The following is an 18,152-nucleotide window of genomic DNA, read 5'->3' as shown; positions in this document are numbered from 1 at the left end:
CTTATTAAACGTATGTCCAGCTATTGCTGCCATTCCAAATTTCCCGGCCATCCAACAAAATGCTGTACAGTCTTACCCGCTTCCAGTTTGTTATACCGGCGTTGTTGGTAGCATGGGCGCGTAAATAGTAGGACCCGGACAAAGCGGACACATCCAAATTTATTGACGTCCGGCTAGTAAGTTTCCCTTGGTATTTTCGGGCGTTATATGTACCGCCGCCGCCCATCTGCTCAGTTGACGCTATGAAAATACCATCTGACTGGACATCGCTGGATCCCTCAATTGCCACAACAAAAGTTACAGTTGAAACACCCGTCAAATTCACCGATGTACTTGTTACAACGCCAGCCTCCCCGCCTCCTGTACTCGGGTTATACGCATAACATTCCACATGATCCACTTGCTTGGCCACGTATGAACTACTCCCCCATATGGAACCTTGCCGCATGGTTAGGGCAGCGGTCCAAACGGGGCGCCATGTTCCCGACACTTTAACCCAGATATTTTGCACGCTCCGCCAGCTCCCCGCAACCTTGGCGGACACTCTTGTCGGCGTTTTCCATACCCCATTAACTTTAGTACCTAGAGCCACTCGGTGCGCCCCCCTGCTTATTGGTATTGAAACCAGATGTCCCCATCATTGCCACCAGAAGGGGCGGCAGACGAAATAATATGTCTGTTCCTTAGCCTATCAATCGCCTGTCTTAGATTTTCATAACTGCCACTGGTGTTTTTGAATTCAATTTCGCCGCCTATAAGTCTGGCAGGCACTTGACCATTAGAGTAAATATCGACGTAACCGTCACGCAGCCAATGAAAGCCAGTGTCGCTGTCCCCGATGGCTAAAGAAATTGCAGCAACAGTACCGTATGCCGGATCTCTTGCTACCCAAACCTTACCTGCATTTACAGGTCCAACAAACTCAACGTTAGCTCCTTGTAAGATTACGCGTCCATCAGAAGCCTCATTGACTATCTGTATGTCATTAGTGTTTGGGTTACCAAATCCAAACCAGCCTTTGCGCCCTGCTTCAAGACCCTTCGGGTAAAGCGGAATGTACGTATGCGTCGAACCGATAAGCCTCAGACCAGTGCCCCCGTCGCGTACAACATCCATGTTGTTTTTTACAGAGGTCCAACCATTCAGAGTCGTGCTACCGTTCATGATTATATTATTAGCTTGCAGGGACAAATTGCCGCCCCCAGTATTCCCGTTGCCTCCCTCAGCGATAATTCGAGAATCGAAATCGGTAACACTGGCCCCACTGTGGAAATCGATAAATGCAGGTCCTGCTGTCGTTGCCCCATCTCTTAGTTCGATGAATGCAGTATTCTTGTCAAGTTTGGACGCGGCCAAGTCATACGCAGCCTTCACTGCTTTGGGCGTTGCTGCTAAAGTCTCCGATGTACTGTTCGTAGCACTGCTTAGCTGCACAATTCCTTTCTGCGTAGTGCTTCCCTCAGGAATTTCAGGGTCCAGATTAGCGATTTCGTCTTGCAAGCTTCCTACTGCATCGTCTAACTTATCCCAATTGTCATTCAGCATCGTTTGGATGTTGAAAGTTTCATTGCCATCAGTTAGGGGATCTTTTTTAAGCAATTTTAAATGTTCCGTATCACTTGCCATATTAAGTACCTCCTATAAGCTTGGATAAAAGGGGCTCGAAGTCCCTTCTGTATTTAGAACACGATTTACCTAGACATTTTGAAAAGCGTCATCTACCATAGTCTTCCTGATCACTACATGATCTGGCCCTTAGAACGAGCAGCAGTCTCTTGATTGTCCTGAGCATTCGGGCCAGTCATGCGCTCCTTTGCTTTCAGAGCAGTTTCCGGGTCTACAAACATCTTCTGCAGCAGATCCCTGCTGCTATCCTGATTAATCTCAGAACTCTGCTGCAGAACGCTTTCTTGAAATCTTTGTGCTTCACCGCTCTCATTCTGGTGTGCATTTTGCACTTCCGCAATCTCATCCTGCTCTGTATTGCCTTTGCCGCCTTTGTTCACAGCTGACCTGGATTGGAATATGGCAACTGCGTTGCGCAAAATATCCGGCATCGGCACGCCCATTCTGCCCACATTTTCAATAATGGACAGCAGCTCATTCGCCAGATAAAAGAAAACGACCGCATCCCGGAAATAGTGTTCATCTCCAAGGATACCGTCGATTAAATGAGCAATCGTTATAAGCAAAAATACAGTGACCTTCCGAAACACTCCATAATATCCGGACCGGCTCTTGAGCTCGCCATTGATCCAGGCCGCCGCCCAGCCGGTGAAAAAGTCGATAATTACCATCCACCACAGCAATGTCAGCATCGTCGTCCAGCCGCCGAAAAGATAATCTACCACACCCCCGGTGGACAGAGCCATAGGCATAAAAGCTGTCTGTTCATTCATAGCTTCTCCCTCCTTCTTGCTGTAGATTTATTGTGCATAGGGTTATACCGACTTTTTACGAAAAACAGCGTGGTACCACTTTCCCTTGACGGGGGCGGATTGCTCCTCTCCTGCAGATCGTAGTTCGGGACGCTTGGCATAAATATCCGAGAGAATAGCATTTGCATCCCTTTGGTTCATGGTATAGCTGCTGATGATTCCACCCAGATTCTGCTCGCCTTTGTCATAACGGATAATGCACGCCCGTGCGCAAATGCGCAGTTGTTCTTCAGTTAGTGCTGACAAGCACACTCGCCTCCTTTATTTTTGTTTTCCAGCCACTAGCTGAGCCAATGCCAATTCCAGATCCGCGATCCGCTGTTTCAGTTGCTCGGTCTCACTTGGCTCCTGTTGCGGCGCAGCGGTCAACTCGGCAATCTCCTCGGGGGTTAGTCCCTCGATCCAGAATGCTGGCTCCTCTTGCTGAACATATACAAGAGCCTCGCCACGCTCTTTCTCCGGCAAGGTGGACCAATCTGCATATGCTGCTTGGTATTCATTCCCAGCGGTGCTGATGCTTTCCTGATATGCTTCCCATACGTCGAAATCGAAACGTGGCTTGTATAGCCCAACAGGGACCGGGACGCCGACGATGTACCCGGCAGGTTGCGATTCCCCTTCCAGTTGTCTCTCCGCCTCCTCTTTAGGCGTCAAGTCCGACTTCACTGGTTGATCGGCATAAAAAGGGACAACCCCAGTAAAGGAATCGTCAGTGATTACGTCCTCGATAAAGAGTCCGCTAATATCAATTTTGGGAACTGCTCTCATGGTCTATGCACCTCCTTTTATAAGTCTGCTCTGAATGCGACCGTATCCAGTGAAACCTCTGTATTGCTACCGAAATCCACGAATACGCGGCCCTGACTATCTACCACAACACGACCTAGCATCGCGCCAGAGGACGACGAAATAGTGATAGCTGCGAACTGCTGATAGATGGTGGGCCTAAAACCTACAGGCAGTTGGATAATGTGCGCGTTTCCGGTAATTACTCCGCCTAGTATCGCCCCCCGGAATCGTACAACACCCTCTGAATCCTTGTAGTAAGATATCTGTTTCCATGCGGGACTTGTCCAGCCATTGAGCAGCGTCGGCGTAATCCACGCCGGGTTGTCCTTCTCCGACTTCTTATTCTCGACGACCGCGAGACGGATTTCCTGCTGTGTGACGCTATCCACCAAGTCCTCCAGCAATGATTTTTCATTTCCGGCATAGGTTCCGGTGACTGGCTGGGTCGGGGAAGTAGCCGACATAAGGTAGGTTACGGAATATGCTTTATCGCTGGAATAAGCATAAATCTGATCTATATATACATTCCCGTACCAATTACCATCATTTAAAGAAGTAACCCCCCAATTAAAAGCCTCTGGCATGCTATTTCCATATACCACCATAATTTTAATAGGCTTGTTCTTTAATGGATTAGGTCTTGATCCAGAGAGGCGGTTTATCGCCCATCTGTTAGCATTGGGATTATAATCATAGTAAGGCTCTACCTTAACAGCTTCACGCAGCACAATCCCCGTACCTACCTCTACCTGATTGCTGCCCTCATTAAACGTGAGCTGCCCCTCGGAAACAATCGGCTCGACGGTAGGCGTTGCGAGTTGGTATACAAGCCCGTAAGGCGTCCATACAGGAGCTTGTGTGGTTGGTAGTGTCGCTGTAGGCCCTGCGTATGTGCGAGAAACGCCGTCTGTACGATAGCACCACGCTTTTGATCCTGTGCCGTTATACGTATTGCCTGCAGGGTTATTAGGACTGGCTGCACCACCAACTAATGATCCGTCATACATCACCCAACCCATAAAATACGCCTTGATCTCGTCGGATGTCGGTGTGTAGTTGTCACCCCATCCACTGTCAGTATTAGATACGGTTAAGTTAAAAGCGTTATAAACTGCATTGTTGTAAATCCCGGTAACAATCTGCTGGTCTCCTGCTGACTGAACGGTTCCTGATGCAGCGCGGGTTAGTAATTTCCCGTCATACTTCACCAACCAGCCAGATTCGTTGACAGGGTTGTTTAATACTTCATAATTACCACCCACATTCGGTTGCACCCGTTTATATCCCGTAGTTGACCACACAGACCACATCCAATTTTGAGACCCATCTAGTACAAGCCTCTGCCACTTTTTAGCCTTGAAATACTGACCGCCCTGCTCAAATACAGAATCAGCATTTGCGCCTGTCACCGGATCGGCATACAGGTCCGTTTGCAGCGCAAGCATAGCATCCTCACGCGGCACGAACGGTAGAGGTTTGCTGCCGATGTTTAGCATAGGGTTTTTGTAGGTGTATGTTCCAGCTGTAGGCGGTGCGACTGTCCACGTCCGCATATAACCCGCTCCTGCGGGAGCCGTTAAAGTTGTCGCAGGAGCGTCGATAAATCCTGTAGTTAAAAGGACAGTGTCCCTTTCAGCATTCAGAAAATCGAAGCCCAAAAGCCCACTACCGGTTCGTTCACATGAGAATGTATACGTAGTTCCGGGAACAGCTGGCATCGTATGAATAATCGTTGTATTTCCGGTGGCTCCCGACGCAACGGTAATACTTTCTTCATATGGCCCGTTAACTTTCGCCGCGCTCACGCCTGACCACTCATAAAACGGCGGCAAAAGGTTCTCCCCGTACCGGATCACATACGGATTACGGACAGGTGTAACGCTGTCTACGTATGGATATTTAGCAGCAACTTGTGCGGCGGTCATACCTGGAAGGTCTGCATATTCAGCAGCGCTTATTTCGTAGACACGAATTTCATCAAAATAGGCGTATTGCCCCGCCGATCCTTTTATTGCCACATCTACATTTGTAGTTACATCAGTGGTAGGGTTAACTTTTAAAAATACAGGTTGGAACTTTGAAGCATCCGTAATCCATGGTCCAGCTCCAATTGAAGGGAATGAGATTGTCGCACCTGTTGACGCATTTCCGTTTTTTACATTTGCAATTCCAACATAATACTTTCCAGCAGTTAGTTTTAAGGATGAATAATAACCCGCACCACTCGAATACCCCGAAGCCAATGTTACTTTTAAACCGCTACTTCCCTGTGTTTTGTTTGTTGTATCAAGTGATACCGTAGCCTGATATCCTAAAACACCTATAAGGCTCTCCATGCCTCCCCAGCGCCCCAGCAGGTTAACCAGCGTCCGGCCTTTAAGGCCGGTCAGGTTGAACGGCGCCGCCTTGACGGCATCAACAATCTGAACTCCCCCATTAAGAACAACCTCTTCCTCAGTTCTTGAATTCAAACGACCCTCAAGATTCTCAATGTTCGCCTTAGCCTCACCAGCAAACTTATCGATCTTCTCCCAGTTGTCGTTCATCATCGTTTTCACATTAAAATATTCATGGCCATCCAACGTCGGGTCTTTCATTAGCAAGTTCAACTGTTGCGTATTTTCGCTCAAGATTCTCACCTCTTCATTCATAAAAAGCTGTCAATATAGGCGTGCGTTTTAATATCAATATCCTGCTGCTTAGCCGTCCCCCTATTAAACACGCTGCTTGTCCAAACGAACGCCCCCCGCAAACTTGTGCAACAAAGTCTGCTCCATCTCGGCCAGGGTCATCACTTCATGGATATCGCGGATCAGGAGGTAGCTGAATTCGTATTCGACCGCCAAGTGGGCAGGCTTGATTTCTTCAATGACGGCCTTCAGGTCCTCAAGATTCGGCGGAATGCCAATCGTATCCACAAATTTGACCGTGAAGCTCCATTCCTGCGGCTGAAAGGTGATGTCCACGGTACCTCCGTCATACGCCTCGGCCACATTTTTCACGAGCCGGCCGGTAAAAGAACCGGCCCCCCGCAGCTTCGACTCCACCACAGCACGGCGCTGCTCAATCGGCTTGGTCAAATCCGTTGATATCCCTAACTCGTTTTCCCAGCGCTCCAGTCCCCAGGTCGCCGTGCTGACAAAAAACTGATCCACCGTTTCATTCAGCGCCGCATACAGTTGATCCATTTCGCCGCCCTGGGCGTCCATCATCGAGCCCATAATCCTTGAGGTGCTATAATATCCCGGCAAATAGGAAAAAAGCTCGCTTCCCCTGCTGCTGATCATCTGCAAATTACTCACTGACGCTCACCGTCCCCAGTACCGCTACCTGGCCGGTCTTGATCTCAATATTTTGATTGCTCATCCCGTTAACGAGAAGGTCCGAGTAATCAATGATGATTGGAATATCAAGCAAAACAGCAGAAATCCGGGTATACCGAACCAAAGGGTCCTCCTTGTAGAAAGCAAGCTGCTTCAAATAAGCCTGCACACCACTTTCGATCAGCTTTTTGATTTCTTCCAGGGTGGATGGTTTCTCCTTGGTACGCTGTACCTTGACTGAGATGTTAATGGCCACTTCCTGCGCTGGCATGATCGTTACCACAGGACCTGCTGGCGCCCGGCCTTCGCCTTGTCCATCCTGGGTCGGATCAATATACTTTTGCACCGCCGCGACGATATCTGGGCTGGCAGCCCGTTTATCCGTATCCAGTAGATAGATCCCCACTGTTCCAGGCCCTTTCCACAGTGGAACCACCTCTACACCGCCAACTCCGGCAATCTCATTCGCCCACTGGATATACTGTGCTTTGTTACCGCTTGTGCCCTGGTTTCGCACCTTGGCATAAAAACGCTCCAGCAACTGCTGGTCGCTCTCTATGTCTGTGCCGCTTTTCGTTTCCTCTTTATTGATCACAGAGGATATCCCGCTAACCGGGGTTGCCATTACCTGTATGACACCTGCAGGCACGTTGCCGCTTCGTCCGGGATTGACCGCCCGGATCGCCGCATCCCCTGTCCCATGCTCATCCAGCGTTAGAGATGCAGTAGTCGCAAATTCAATCGAAGCTTCCCCCGATACATCGTCTGCCGGAGTCGCCACCAACGTTCCCGCCGGGACAATCGTCCCCGCTTTGCCCGTAAACGTGACTGATCCAGAGGCTGCTACCGCTTCCCGCCTTGTCACCCCATGCTCTGCGGTCCGCAAATCCAGCTCTGGCGAGCGAAAATCCGGATTGTCGCTCGCTGCCGTACTGGCAAAGCCGCGCCGCAGCAACTCCTGCGCCCAGATCGCCGCCTCTGATAGCATAAACGCTGCCGGAGCCTGCGCATCCCAAATAAAAGAGCCCTCGGACTTATCAATGTCCGAAGGCACTTTTTCCAGCATCCGATTTAAAATTTCCTCTTCCGTCTGGTCTACCAAATATTCCGGTAAGTCTGCCATCAGATCACCACACTTTCTACAATTTCCGTCTCATCACGCACATTTGTAATCTGGCAGCTAAAATGGCATGCTTCGCCTTCCCAGCGAAAAGTGAACTGATCCACACTGGCTGTACGGGCATCTGCCAGCAACGCTTCTGTGACCATACGTTTAATTTCACTTTCCTGCACACCTCGCCCATAGCTGCTGCCAATCAGTTCCTCCAGCTCACTTCCATAGTCAGGAGAATAGATGACATGACGGTAGCGAGGGGTAAGAATTGCTTTTTCACACCACTGCACCCAGGACTCTTTTTCACCTGTGGTTACGATTTTACGACTGGGACTCATGACAAAATCTCCGGTTTCAAAATCAAACCGCCAGCTTCTTCCAAACACAGCCTGATTATCCTCCAGCAGGCCCGGGTCGGTCACATCTTTCCAGACCATTTCCTCCGTTTCCGGAAATAAATTAGCCACGTCCATTCACCACCTTGCACACAACAACCACGTCGTTGCCGCCATTTACCTGAACCGCCAGTACACGATCCCCGGGCTTAAGCCCTTCTTTCAGGCCCAGATTCACATCCTCCAACTTGTCCTCCCCAATGTAAAAAGAAGTTTTGAGCTCCTTGCCCTCCCAACTCTCTTCTTCCACCGAGGTCGTGGTACCTATATACATATGGCGGGGGACAGACAGCAATCCCGGCAGCTCGGCAACCAGATAATCCTGAAGCTCATGCTTAAAATCGTCCAGCTTGAGTCCCGTGGAGGTAATCGTGCCCAGAACTGCTCCTACTCCACTCAGCGCTTGGCGAGTGTGCCCTGCCATAGAAGACTGCATTATACTAACAAATGCGCCGTAAGGGTCTTTACTCAAGAAAATACCTCCTTTTTACCATATCGAAGGAAGCCAGCTCCAAAGTCATATTTCCTGGGTTACCCAAATCGCGACTGACCGATGTCACGATCAGCTTCAATCCTTGTAACACAACAGCTTCACCAGCACGTATAGTGTTAATATCCGGTAAATTTACAGTAAAAGTTTCCTGAATTCCGGTGAGATGACTTTTAGCAAGCTTACTTGCCCCGCCAGCGGCTTTCACTTGATCATCCTCCACCAGTTTTTGCAAAGTGCCCAGCCCTTTAGTATCCCCTTCTGCTACAGCCAGCACCTTAGATGGTACCTCTTGTCCGCTGCCCACATTCTCATTAGCTGTCATTACTTTGACCTTAGTAACAGCTCCCTCAAGTGTCCTTAACTGAGTAATGTCAATAAATCGGTCTAACACGTAGGGGGAAGGATTACTGCCGATTTTAAACAGCTCCAGCCCGGCAGTTGTCATACGCAACTGATACAGGTCTCCACCCAATTTTGCTGTCTCTTTCAAATCAGCAAGCATCATGGAATAAAGAGTCTGGGCACGATATATCCCTTTTCCAAGCTGCACCTTCGTGTCGGGTATTGAGGCGATCTTAAACTCCCAATCCTTCGCGTATTTTTTCAAACGTTGTGTGGCAGTCTGTCCTTTAGGAAATAAATATTCATCCTCGGATTTATCTAAATAAATCGTTCGGTCATATACCACCAAAGAAAATCGTTTTGTACCGCTGTTGGAGCTCTCTACTTCCCACACAACAGCAGGGTGAAGAAGCGGCACCTTGACATTTTTTCCAAATGGAATGCCACTGACTCGAATGGGCATTCCCGGAGTAATCGGGGGCATATTATTTGAAGCAGCTACACGGATGCTGGCCTGATATGCGATTTGGTTAAGAGCATCTTTTAAAGTTATTTTCTCAACCATAGGGGTAAGATCATATTTATCTTGAAGTATTACTTGATAGCTCATGGCATCACCAGCTTTTGGCCCACTTTAATCAAATTCGGATTATTGCCTATGACTTTTTTATTCATTTGATATATATTTTTCCATTTTGAACTGTCCCCCAACTCCAACTTTGCAATTTTGGAAAGCGAATCCCCTGCCTTGACAGTGTACGTTTTAGGTTTGGTTTTTAGATTCGTACGCGGAAGGTTGCTTGCGTTGACTTTTTGAGCAGAGCTCCCACTTCGCAAAGCTATTTTAGGTTCACGCCATGTACGCAAAGTAATTTCGAAATATATATCCCCTGACTCGCCTCCGCGAAAGGTAGTATTGTGGGCAATGATATAAACAGGAACATTAATTAACGTATTCGTGATAATAAATTGACACGGCTTCTCTGCTTTTAACATAGCATTCAACATATTCATCGCTTCATTAGGGTCCGGAATATTTTTATACCTGCAAAACGATGCATCATATACCTTTGGAAAAAAAGAAGAAAAGGTGATTTCTTTCACCTTTTCACCTTGTGGAAAATCAAATTCTCCATGCGTAAGCATCGTAATTGTTTCATATCCCTTTTGTCGTGAAATGTTAACCTCTTCAGGGTTAACCGGGAATTGAAATATAAACCCACCATTAATAAGAAAAAAGTCTACGCTCATGGCCTTCCTCCTTTCTACTGTAATAAATTCACATTAGACTAATACAGCCTTCCCCTTTTTAGGAGAACTATTGTCGCCCCCTCCCTTTCTATTAATCATTGCCTGTCGTACCTCATTCACGATTCGGTATCCTACTTGAAGTGCCATCGCGTCAAAATCAATGGAATCTTCCCTAACCGTTACCTGCACTGCGCCTGGAGGCAACGTTACACTGACCTGATTGTTCGTTTCTGTCTTGAAATCCTTAAGAAAGCCTGAAAGGCTGCTCATTTGCTCATCTGTTATTTGAACAAGATACGGAGCAGTTTTCCCTCCATTCGCCATGGGAACCTGTGAACCGGCCGAACCCATTCCTTGAATTGTTTCAGAACGGTTTTGGAGTCCTTGGATAACAGGTGGTATCGGCAATCCTGAAAGAGCTAACGTTTCTCCAGGTGTAGTGGAAGCAGGGTTATAAGGATGCGAAACATTATTTGCTGATACCTCAGGTTGTGATTTTTCCGGTTCTTTTGAATATCCGAATAAATCGTAGAAGTTATTTTTAAGACTATCTGCTTGACTGGAAAACCAATTGCTTACTTCGGTTGCTTTATCACCCATCCAATTCGTAGCTTGGGAAGCTTTTTCTCCAACCCATTCCATTGCACCAGTAGCTTTCTCACCAATCCATTCCGTTGCAATAGTAGCTTTTTCTCCGACCCATTCCATTACACCAGTGGCTTTCTCACCAATCCAATCCTTTGCAATAGTAGCCTTTTCTCCGACCCATTTCATTACAGCAGGGATTTTTTCTTTGACCCAATTAATCATTTCAGTGAACTTTTGAGCTAACCATTCACCTACTAAGCTATCTGCTACGACCCCTACAATTGCGCCAATAAGACCACCGATTAAAGAACCTATTCCTGGAGCAATCGCTGTACCAATAGCTGCCCCACCAGCAGCAAAACCACCTACTAAACTCGCTGATGTAATGGCAGCTGGACGATCTTCTGGCGAAGCCTTGGCAATGTCTATAACATCAAAAGCCACGCTAGCCGGGCCAAGTATCCTCTTACTCGCCTTCGTAGCTCCTTTACCTAACTTTTTTCCGAAATCAAAGATTTTGTCAAGCGTCCCCTTATTCCCATTTGGCCGCCCCTCTGGGACTCCCGGCACATTGGTAGACTTTGAGCCCGGTTTTGGGTTGAAAAAACGTTTTAACGATTCCCATAGTTTAGGAACTCCAGGTCTACTGCCAGGATTTTTTCTGTTGTTCTTATTTTTATCTTTATCTTTAGAATTTGGCCCATTTTTTTTAGGACACTTTTTTTCAGGACACTTTCTCGTGCTATTTCCTTTTTTTCCACAGCAACAATCACAAATTACCTTAATTTTTGTAAATACTCGAATTGCACCTGTTTTTACATTAATTTTTGGGGAAAGTCGAATTGGACCTGTTCTTACATTGATTCTTGGAGAAACTCGAATTGGGCCTGTTCTTACATTGATCCTAGGTATAAATTTTGGCGCTGCAACTCTAAAAATGATTCGAGGTGGTCCAACTTTGATATCATTATTAAAGTTAAAATTAAAGTCAAATTTAGGATCATTTATATTCGTAGTAACATTTACAGATTTATCAACAATATTTGAAACATTTGAATTGTTTCCTTCATTTCCGCCTTTACCTTTCCTAATACCGTCTTGATCAATACCCGTTTTAGCACGTGCAACAATATAAGCATCCTTAAGACTTTTTAGCTTTCTGATAAGCGCTTCAAGCACTGGGGTCGCTTTATCAATCAAAAAGACTTTTGGTATAATACGCAGACGACTGAGACGAATAGCCAGACTATAAATATTGCCCAGATGCCTATGCATATATTTAAGTTCCGTATTTAGCTTGATCAAGCTCTGATAACGGGCACGTCCTAAGCGATCAGAAAGCCGTTGTATCTGCTCAATATAGCGGCTTGTTGCTTTAAGTTCCCGGTTTGTAATGATCAAATCCTCTACATCTGTAACAATATTAACTCTGTAGTTACTTGATCCTGCCATTTACTCACCTCCCAACATATCTATCATTGCTGTATTTGTTTGGATAATGCATCCAGTTCCTCTTCTGCAAATGCGATTAGCATGGATTTTTCTCCTCTGGGTAAGGCCCAAAACTCTCCGGGACGGAGATGATGACGTATCCACAGATGATACATCACCGTCGTCATTCCGCCGGAGCGAATCAGTTTTTTAGATCATCAATTTCCACACCGAAGCCCGAAAGCTCCAAAACTTTGTCACCTACTGCATCCAGTTCCCCTGCCAGAAGCATACGACGCACCGCCTGTTCCCCTCCAGACAACTTAAGACGGCTAGTAATTCGCGGGTCCCCCCATCCATTAATTTTCAGACTTTTCACTTCAAGACTAGCCGTAGCTTCAGAAATGAGCAGTGCATTGAACGTTTCTGTATCTACTTTTTCATCTACACGGCCTTTAATGGTCTTACGAATAGTACACCGTTCACGAATGCTATCGACTTTGCTGGATGTCAAACCACGAAGCGTGAGGAGCATATCCAGTCGTTGGATACGAACAGTTTCTTCAGGTAACTTGTCAGCTGCTTCAAAAAGACTATCCAAAATCTGTTCTTCTGACATATTTTCAGGCAAGCTCATATTAAATCCCCCTAAATAATTTCTTTAGAATTAGGCCTGGATTACTCCAGGCCCATTATGAATAAAAGATTAGTCCGCAACAATCGGATCAAGCAGCTCATAACCCTCGAACGTAAACGTGGTTTCCTCTTGCACTTCCTCGCCGGCTGTCCAGTTGGCCAATTGGATTTTGTCCGGCATGCAGCGGATGAGGCGAATGCGCTCATGGCCGTAAGACTCGGGATCATCCAGCTTGGTGATGATTTCAAATTTGGTGAAACCGCGCTTGATCATGTCCGAAGTAACCTTGTAACCGCTCATGGTGCCGGTGCCTTTTTTAATGCCGTTTTTATGCACCTTCCAGTCGCTGCCCACCAGGTTTAGCTCACGTTTTTCCATCTCCACGCTAGCTTCCAGCTTGTTGATATGGGTCTGCCATACCCCATCAATATACGCCTGACCGTACGTTCCCAAAATAACTCTTGAAGCATCCAACATATTATTTCCTCCTCGAAATGATCAAAATTTAGTTTTAGATAAGGGAGCCTTCCAGCTCCCCTGGATTTATTTACTGAACATAAAAAGTGCCAAAGAGCTGCTCCATCACGTCGGTCAGCTTCACATTCCACTGCAGGAACACCTGATCCGGCTCCGGTGTAACGATCGGAGAATCTCCGTAATAAGCAGGGTCCAGGATGACATCGTAGCCGGAAGGTTCAATGACATTGCTCAGCGACAGCTGGGCCAGATATTCCTTGATCGCACCGATCAGGGCAAGCCGGCCTTCCTCGGTGTTGTTCACTTTGCCGATATACGTTTCTTCAGCCGCACGCTGCAGATCCGCATTGATGGCGTCCATGACGCGGATCGAGCGGATTTTCTTCCAGGCGTTGTTTTGACCGGCTGCAGGAACGACAAGGCTGTTAATGCCGCGCAGCGCCTTCACCTGACGACCGTCATGGAAAAGAATGAACACGCCGTTTTTGATAGCACTTTCCTGTTCCGGACGGGTCCAGCGGCGGGTTACGTCCTCAAACGGAGTTACCGCGTAGGTTGTGGATTCATTCAACCGCTGTCCAGCCATCAGGCCGGCCACATAGGCAGCCGTCTGGGCAGAACTGTACTCCGTTCCGGACAGGCGCACGCCGGTGCCGACGTTAATGATGCCTTCATGGTTCAGAGCAAGGGATCTTGCCGCCGCCAGTTCAGCTGCGTTCGGCGCCGTATCGTCAGCCTTGGAGCCGCCAAAGACTGCCACCACTCCTTTGCCATGATCACGAATCCGTTTGATCCAGGCGGCAAAGCTTTGCAGCAAGGCCATATCTGCCGCATAATCCAGTGCCAGCACATTGAAGTCCTGGCCTTCCAGCGCTTCCTGCATGGCGATATAATCGGCATTGGTCAGCTTGCTGTTGCCGCTGACACCGCCTGCAAGCAGCACGCTTGTCACATCCGCAGGGACGGATGCCCCGTTGACGGCCTCCGCCGTGATCCATACATTTTCACCGTCTTTATTAACAGCTGCTGCTACAGCTGCAGCCGTATTATCTGCGGCCGTAAAAGTCTTAAGCAGCTTGGTTCCTTCATAAAGACGGATTTCCTTCGCCGCGCTGTTTTCGAGGGATGGCTGCACGGTTACGGCAAACTGATTGCCGCGCGAGCCCGAATATTTGGCCGTCAGCTTCAATACTTCAGCATCTTCCGCATTTTTCAGGCTTACCGATGCCTTGGCTGCCGTATCATCCGCCAAACGGTAGGCCAGCAGCTTCTTCGGTCCGCCGAGCAGTGCCAAATACAGGGTCGTATAAGCCGTTGCTCCGTCCTCGGTGCTGTTGGAGAAAACCTGGCCGATGGCCGTCTCGCTGCCGATTTCCACAAATTCGCGCACTGGTCCCCAGTTCGCTTTGACTGGCACTACCACTGTACCGCGCGAGCCGCCCTGAATCGCCGAAGCGGCCGCCGCCTGAAAATTCATATACAAACCCGGCAATACCGGTTTATTCGTGTTTTCCCATGTTCCGCCTGCCATATTACTCCACCTTCGCTTTCATAAATTCGTTAATTTTTGCTTTCGCTTCTTCTACTGAACAGACGGTTTGTCCGCTTCCGTAAAACGCGCCCACCAATACTTCTTCCTTCACGGAGAACAGCTGCTCCGCTTTTTCCTTCAGCTCGTCCAGCGTGTAGCGCGGAGCGCTGTCTTCACGGACGGCTTTTGCCGTTGTTTTTTTTGCTGCCATACGAATACCTCATTTCAATTTGGGTTGCATCTCCACTCTGCGGATCAGCGCAGCCTCCTCGCTTGGCCTTACGTGCCGCTGCGCCAGTGTGAGTCGAAGCTGGCCTTCAAGGATCGCATCCGCCTGCAGGTCAGCCTTGATCTCTGCGGCTGACAGGTAACGCCGCTGTGCAGCATTAAGAGGAAGCTGAATTTGTGCGCTAAGCCGTTCAGCCAGCAGGATGGCGATGCCTTGCTCGCTTGCCGTATCAGGTGCGATCACGTGCCCTGTAAAGCTTTTCCTCACTTCATACATCGAAGCTCCCGGCAGCCGGGTTTCATAACCCGTCATTCTCCATAGAATCGCTCTGCTGCCCAGATCGGCCGGCCACTGGTCGCGGTAAACCGCCCAGGTGTCATCCAACTGTTCTTTCGTCCAGGCGGCAAGTGCGGCAAGCCATTCATCCTCTGGAGTCCCAGCCTGTGCTTCACCCTGGGATTCAGGAATATAAATTCCGAATCGGAGTGCGCGCACGGTAGTGCCGGAGCTGCTGTCGGTGCCCTCTGCTTCACGGCTGCCCAAATAGTGGAACATCACCGTGGAGGCCCTGTCAGCCGTGCTTACCGGGACCGGTATGCGATGCAGACCGTCAATCAATCTGCGTGCCTGCTCGTCCCGCGAAGGGGCTTCCGCTGCACTCCCGTGCAGCCGGATCCGAATAACCTGCCTGTAGCCAGCCCAGCCGGATTTCCATATTTCCTCACCCAGCACGATGACAGCAAACGGTGTTGACTGTCCCTCTGGCGGTAGAACGTCGAAGATCCTGCCCTGCAGCTCCGGAACAAGCTCCGCCATTTTTTGCTTGATTGCTTCTCTCATTCGTTATGCCTGCTGCGCTGCCCTGAAACCGTTCCCTTCCGCATTGCCCGCGGGCTGCATCAGCATCAGCAGCCTTTTACTTAACACTGCCAGCCGCAGCCGCTTACGAAGCATGTCAGTCTTGAACCGGTTCATTACACAGCCCTCCTTTCCTTCAAATTGCAATCTCATACCCCCGGCGAAGACCGGGTACGGAAATGAAGCAAGAAGAGCAAACCGCAGTAAAAAACCGGCTCTCATTGGCCGGATCACGATAACGGTGTGGGTGTTCGGTTGTCCCTTGCCTTCATTCCCGATGCTATAATCTTACACCCCCAAAACGTATACGCTGACGCTTAATAGAACGAAAATGGACCGAATAAGAGACAACAATTGGCGGCAAAAAGTAGAACACATGTTCGTTATTTTATGATAAAATATTAGCATCCGGCTCAGACGTGAAAAAACCGGACAAGCCTGTACGGCCAATCCGGTTTTGTCTTCTTTCTGCTTATTTATTTCACTGCTGCCTTCTTGCATAAATTGTCGAGCTGCAGCCAGCCGAGGTCTGCAAGAGCCAGTGCCATTTTGTACAGCGCGCGGGCGCGGATTTTCATATAGGTATCCTTGCTGACCGGGGGGTCGAATACATGATTGTAAATTTTATAGTCGAACACATCGTCCTGCTTCAGGTAGCGTTCCCGGATCAACAGCTGTTCGCGTTCATTCAGCCGGTCCACGATTGTATCCACCATGTCGCAATAAGCGGCTCTTGCCGCAGGTGCGTCTACATTATAGATTGCGGTGCGCGCGGTCGGATCGGAGGTCAGGTTCGTGGGGCCGTGGGGCCTGTCTGTATAAGATGCCGTTACGGACACCTCACGGTCCATGAATGTGATCGTTTTGTAAATACGGTATTTTTCAAACACAGCCTCCAGGGCAGTTTGTGTTTTGCGGCGGTCCAATTCAGGTAAAAGAGTATTCATCAGCCAGTCTCCTTTTTTATGCCTTTTGGCAACAATTTAAGTGTAATGAAGGACCTCAGCTGTCATTCTGTGAAGCCGATTCTTCATGAGGAAAACGAGAAATTCACATTTTGTTCGTATTTTTGTTCGTATATTAACCTTAAGATACCACTTTATGGTTGTCGAACCAAACCGCATTTTAGCCCGTTTTTCCCAGAAAAAAACGCCTAAGCTTTCGTTTTCTATGCCTTTTGGCATGATTATTGCCATTTTCCTTTACCTATTGGCATCACGGTTTTATAGTATTCTATAGACTGGCCTGCTTGAGGCTCGCCGGCGCTATGTTTTGGATCCTGCATAAAGGAGTGTCCGTCAACGTGGAAAACCCTTCATTCGGAATATACCTGAAACAGTTAAGAGAACAAAAAAAGGTAAGCATTAATCAGCTGGCAGAAGCAGCAGGCATCAGCAATTCACAAATATCACGCATTGAGAACGGCTTGCGGGGCATACCAAAGCCGGCCACGATCCGCAAGCTGGCCGATTCGCTCTCGGTGCCCTACGCCGAGATGATGAAGCAGGCAGGGTATTTGGAGCATGACGCGAGTGAGGAAGTTGCCACCAACTCCCCAGCCTGGGCTACTTCAAGGGACCGCCGGGACTTCAAAAAAATGCTGGAGGAAGACGGGGAGCTGATGTTTGACGGCATCCCCCTTGATGAGGAGGACAAGAGGCGGATCAAGGATGTGCTGACTGGACTGTTCTGGGAAGCCAAGCAGATGAACAAGCGCAAGCCTCCCTCCTCCAAGTGAAAATGAGCCAAACCGCCATTTATCAACCGATAGCAGGTGAATAACTATGCATGAAATCATACAAAAGCTGGTTAAAAAATACCGGACCAACTGTCCATTTGAAATCGCCCGCTCACTCGGCATACATATCCGCTACTCAGACTTGGGCACGGCCACGAAGGGCCTTTACTTCCGCAAGCTCCGGCGCCGCTTTATCGTGCTTCATAACGGCCTGACCCCGGAGTGGGAACGTTTTGTATGTGCCCATGAACTGGGGCATGATCGGTTGCACAAAGGAATCAGCCGTTTTTTCCTGGAGGAGCACTCCTATTTTCAGCCGGGAAAATGGGAGCGGCAGGCCAACCGCTTTGCCGTTTTGCTATTGAGCGAGGGCCAGCCGCCGCAGCCTGACGAGACGCTGGACGCGTATCTTCCGCGCATCGGCCTGCCCCGTGAAGCCTCAATATTCTGGCCGCAGCCTGCGGAGCGGGAAAGCGGCTGTTCCTGGCTTACAGATATAGATTGAAGGAAGCCTGTTC

The 18,152-nt window shown here is 48.6% G+C and carries 21 protein-coding genes and 1 pseudogene; 2 read left to right on the top strand and 20 right to left on the bottom strand.

Annotated elements, in window-relative coordinates; genetic code table 11:
• Window positions 1-4: 4 nt before the first annotated feature.
• From ACE5LO_RS23425 to ACE5LO_RS23330, 20 genes and pseudogenes are all read right to left on the bottom strand, one after another.
• Window positions 5-412: a hypothetical protein gene (locus ACE5LO_RS23425; RefSeq protein ID WP_375522380.1), complete on the bottom strand. Its 408-nt coding sequence runs from the start codon at window positions 410-412 to the stop codon at window positions 5-7.
• Between the two features lie 197 nt (window positions 413-609).
• Entirely contained in the window at window positions 610-1,626 is a 1,017-nt protein-coding gene (locus ACE5LO_RS27945) for a phage tail protein (RefSeq protein WP_445993913.1), read from the bottom strand.
• A 347-nt stretch (window positions 1,627-1,973) separates the two neighbouring features.
• Window positions 1,974-2,399 (bottom strand): annotated as a pseudogene (locus tag ACE5LO_RS23415) (phage holin family protein); the annotation flags it as partial.
• 42 nt (window positions 2,400-2,441) lie between these two features.
• A complete protein-coding gene (locus tag ACE5LO_RS23410; protein WP_375522379.1) occupies window positions 2,442-2,684 on the bottom strand; it encodes a hypothetical protein in 243 nt (80 codons plus the stop codon).
• A gap of 15 nt (window positions 2,685-2,699) precedes the next feature.
• Window positions 2,700-3,206, bottom strand: a complete 507-nt coding sequence (locus ACE5LO_RS23405) for a hypothetical protein (protein ID WP_375522378.1) — start codon at window positions 3,204-3,206, stop codon at window positions 2,700-2,702.
• 17 nt (window positions 3,207-3,223) lie between these two features.
• Window positions 3,224-5,857, bottom strand: coding sequence for a hypothetical protein (locus ACE5LO_RS23400; RefSeq protein WP_375522377.1), 2,634 nt, complete (start codon window positions 5,855-5,857; stop codon window positions 3,224-3,226).
• Window positions 5,858-5,941: 84 nt separating this feature from the next.
• Window positions 5,942-6,514 carry a YmfQ family protein gene (locus ACE5LO_RS23395; protein ID WP_375522394.1) on the bottom strand — a complete coding sequence of 191 codons (573 nt, stop codon included), beginning with the start codon at window positions 6,512-6,514 and terminating at the stop codon, window positions 5,942-5,944.
• Window positions 6,515-6,521: 7 nt separating this feature from the next.
• Window positions 6,522-7,673, bottom strand: a complete 1,152-nt coding sequence (locus ACE5LO_RS23390; RefSeq protein WP_375522376.1) for a baseplate J/gp47 family protein — start codon at window positions 7,671-7,673, stop codon at window positions 6,522-6,524.
• Window positions 7,673-8,137, bottom strand: a complete 465-nt coding sequence (locus ACE5LO_RS23385; protein ID WP_375522375.1) for a DUF2634 domain-containing protein — start codon at window positions 8,135-8,137, stop codon at window positions 7,673-7,675. Before ACE5LO_RS23385 ends, ACE5LO_RS23390 begins: the two co-directional genes overlap by 1 nt.
• Window positions 8,124-8,531, bottom strand: a complete 408-nt coding sequence (locus ACE5LO_RS23380; protein ID WP_375522374.1) for a hypothetical protein — start codon at window positions 8,529-8,531, stop codon at window positions 8,124-8,126. Before ACE5LO_RS23380 ends, ACE5LO_RS23385 begins: the two co-directional genes overlap by 14 nt.
• Window positions 8,524-9,504 (bottom strand): XkdQ/YqbQ family protein, encoded by a 981-nt coding sequence (locus ACE5LO_RS23375; protein ID WP_375522373.1) that lies wholly within the window; start codon window positions 9,502-9,504, stop codon window positions 8,524-8,526. Before ACE5LO_RS23375 ends, ACE5LO_RS23380 begins: the two co-directional genes overlap by 8 nt.
• A complete protein-coding gene (locus ACE5LO_RS23370; protein ID WP_375522372.1) occupies window positions 9,501-10,145 on the bottom strand; it encodes a LysM peptidoglycan-binding domain-containing protein in 645 nt (214 codons plus the stop codon). Before ACE5LO_RS23370 ends, ACE5LO_RS23375 begins: the two co-directional genes overlap by 4 nt.
• A 33-nt stretch (window positions 10,146-10,178) precedes the next feature.
• Window positions 10,179-12,185, bottom strand: coding sequence for a hypothetical protein (locus tag ACE5LO_RS23365; RefSeq protein ID WP_375522371.1), 2,007 nt, complete (start codon window positions 12,183-12,185; stop codon window positions 10,179-10,181).
• Between the two features lie 181 nt (window positions 12,186-12,366).
• Window positions 12,367-12,801 (bottom strand): phage tail assembly chaperone, encoded by a 435-nt coding sequence (locus tag ACE5LO_RS23360; protein ID WP_375522370.1) that lies wholly within the window; start codon window positions 12,799-12,801, stop codon window positions 12,367-12,369.
• Between the two features lie 69 nt (window positions 12,802-12,870).
• Window positions 12,871-13,278: a phage tail tube protein gene (locus ACE5LO_RS23355; protein ID WP_375522369.1), complete on the bottom strand. Its 408-nt coding sequence runs from the start codon at window positions 13,276-13,278 to the stop codon at window positions 12,871-12,873.
• Window positions 13,279-13,348: 70 nt separating this feature from the next.
• A complete protein-coding gene (locus ACE5LO_RS23350; RefSeq protein ID WP_375522368.1) occupies window positions 13,349-14,809 on the bottom strand; it encodes a phage tail sheath family protein in 1,461 nt (486 codons plus the stop codon).
• Window position 14,810: 1 nt separating this feature from the next.
• The gene (locus ACE5LO_RS23345; RefSeq protein WP_375522367.1) at window positions 14,811-15,020 is read right to left on the bottom strand and encodes a YqzN/YkzM domain-containing protein; all 210 of its coding nucleotides are present in this window, start codon (window positions 15,018-15,020) and stop codon (window positions 14,811-14,813) included.
• Window positions 15,021-15,029: 9 nt separating this feature from the next.
• Window positions 15,030-15,878 (bottom strand): hypothetical protein, encoded by an 849-nt coding sequence (locus ACE5LO_RS23340; RefSeq protein ID WP_375522366.1) that lies wholly within the window; start codon window positions 15,876-15,878, stop codon window positions 15,030-15,032.
• A 3-nt stretch (window positions 15,879-15,881) separates the two neighbouring features.
• Complete coding sequence (locus ACE5LO_RS23335; protein ID WP_375522365.1) at window positions 15,882-16,013, bottom strand: hypothetical protein; 132 nt, start codon at window positions 16,011-16,013, stop codon at window positions 15,882-15,884.
• A 359-nt stretch (window positions 16,014-16,372) separates the two neighbouring features.
• On the bottom strand, window positions 16,373-16,843 hold the full coding sequence (locus ACE5LO_RS23330) for an ArpU family phage packaging/lysis transcriptional regulator (RefSeq protein WP_375522364.1): 471 nt from the start codon (window positions 16,841-16,843) through the stop codon (window positions 16,373-16,375).
• 356 nt (window positions 16,844-17,199) lie between these two features.
• Here ACE5LO_RS23330 and ACE5LO_RS23325 point away from each other — a divergent pair, with 356 nt between their 5' ends.
• Window positions 17,200-17,634 carry a helix-turn-helix domain-containing protein gene (locus tag ACE5LO_RS23325; RefSeq protein ID WP_375522363.1) on the top strand — a complete coding sequence of 145 codons (435 nt, stop codon included), beginning with the start codon at window positions 17,200-17,202 and terminating at the stop codon, window positions 17,632-17,634.
• 46 nt (window positions 17,635-17,680) lie between these two features.
• Complete coding sequence (locus ACE5LO_RS23320) at window positions 17,681-18,139, top strand: ImmA/IrrE family metallo-endopeptidase (protein WP_375522362.1); 459 nt, start codon at window positions 17,681-17,683, stop codon at window positions 18,137-18,139.
• Window positions 18,140-18,152: the final 13 nt, after the last annotated feature.

The organism is Paenibacillus medicaginis (genome assembly GCF_042138635.1).
In the GTDB taxonomy this organism is placed as follows: Bacteria; Bacillota; Bacilli; order Paenibacillales; family Paenibacillaceae; genus Paenibacillus; species Paenibacillus medicaginis.
Note: the sequence above shows the minus strand (reverse complement) of the source record. Positions and strands in the feature narration are given on the sequence as shown.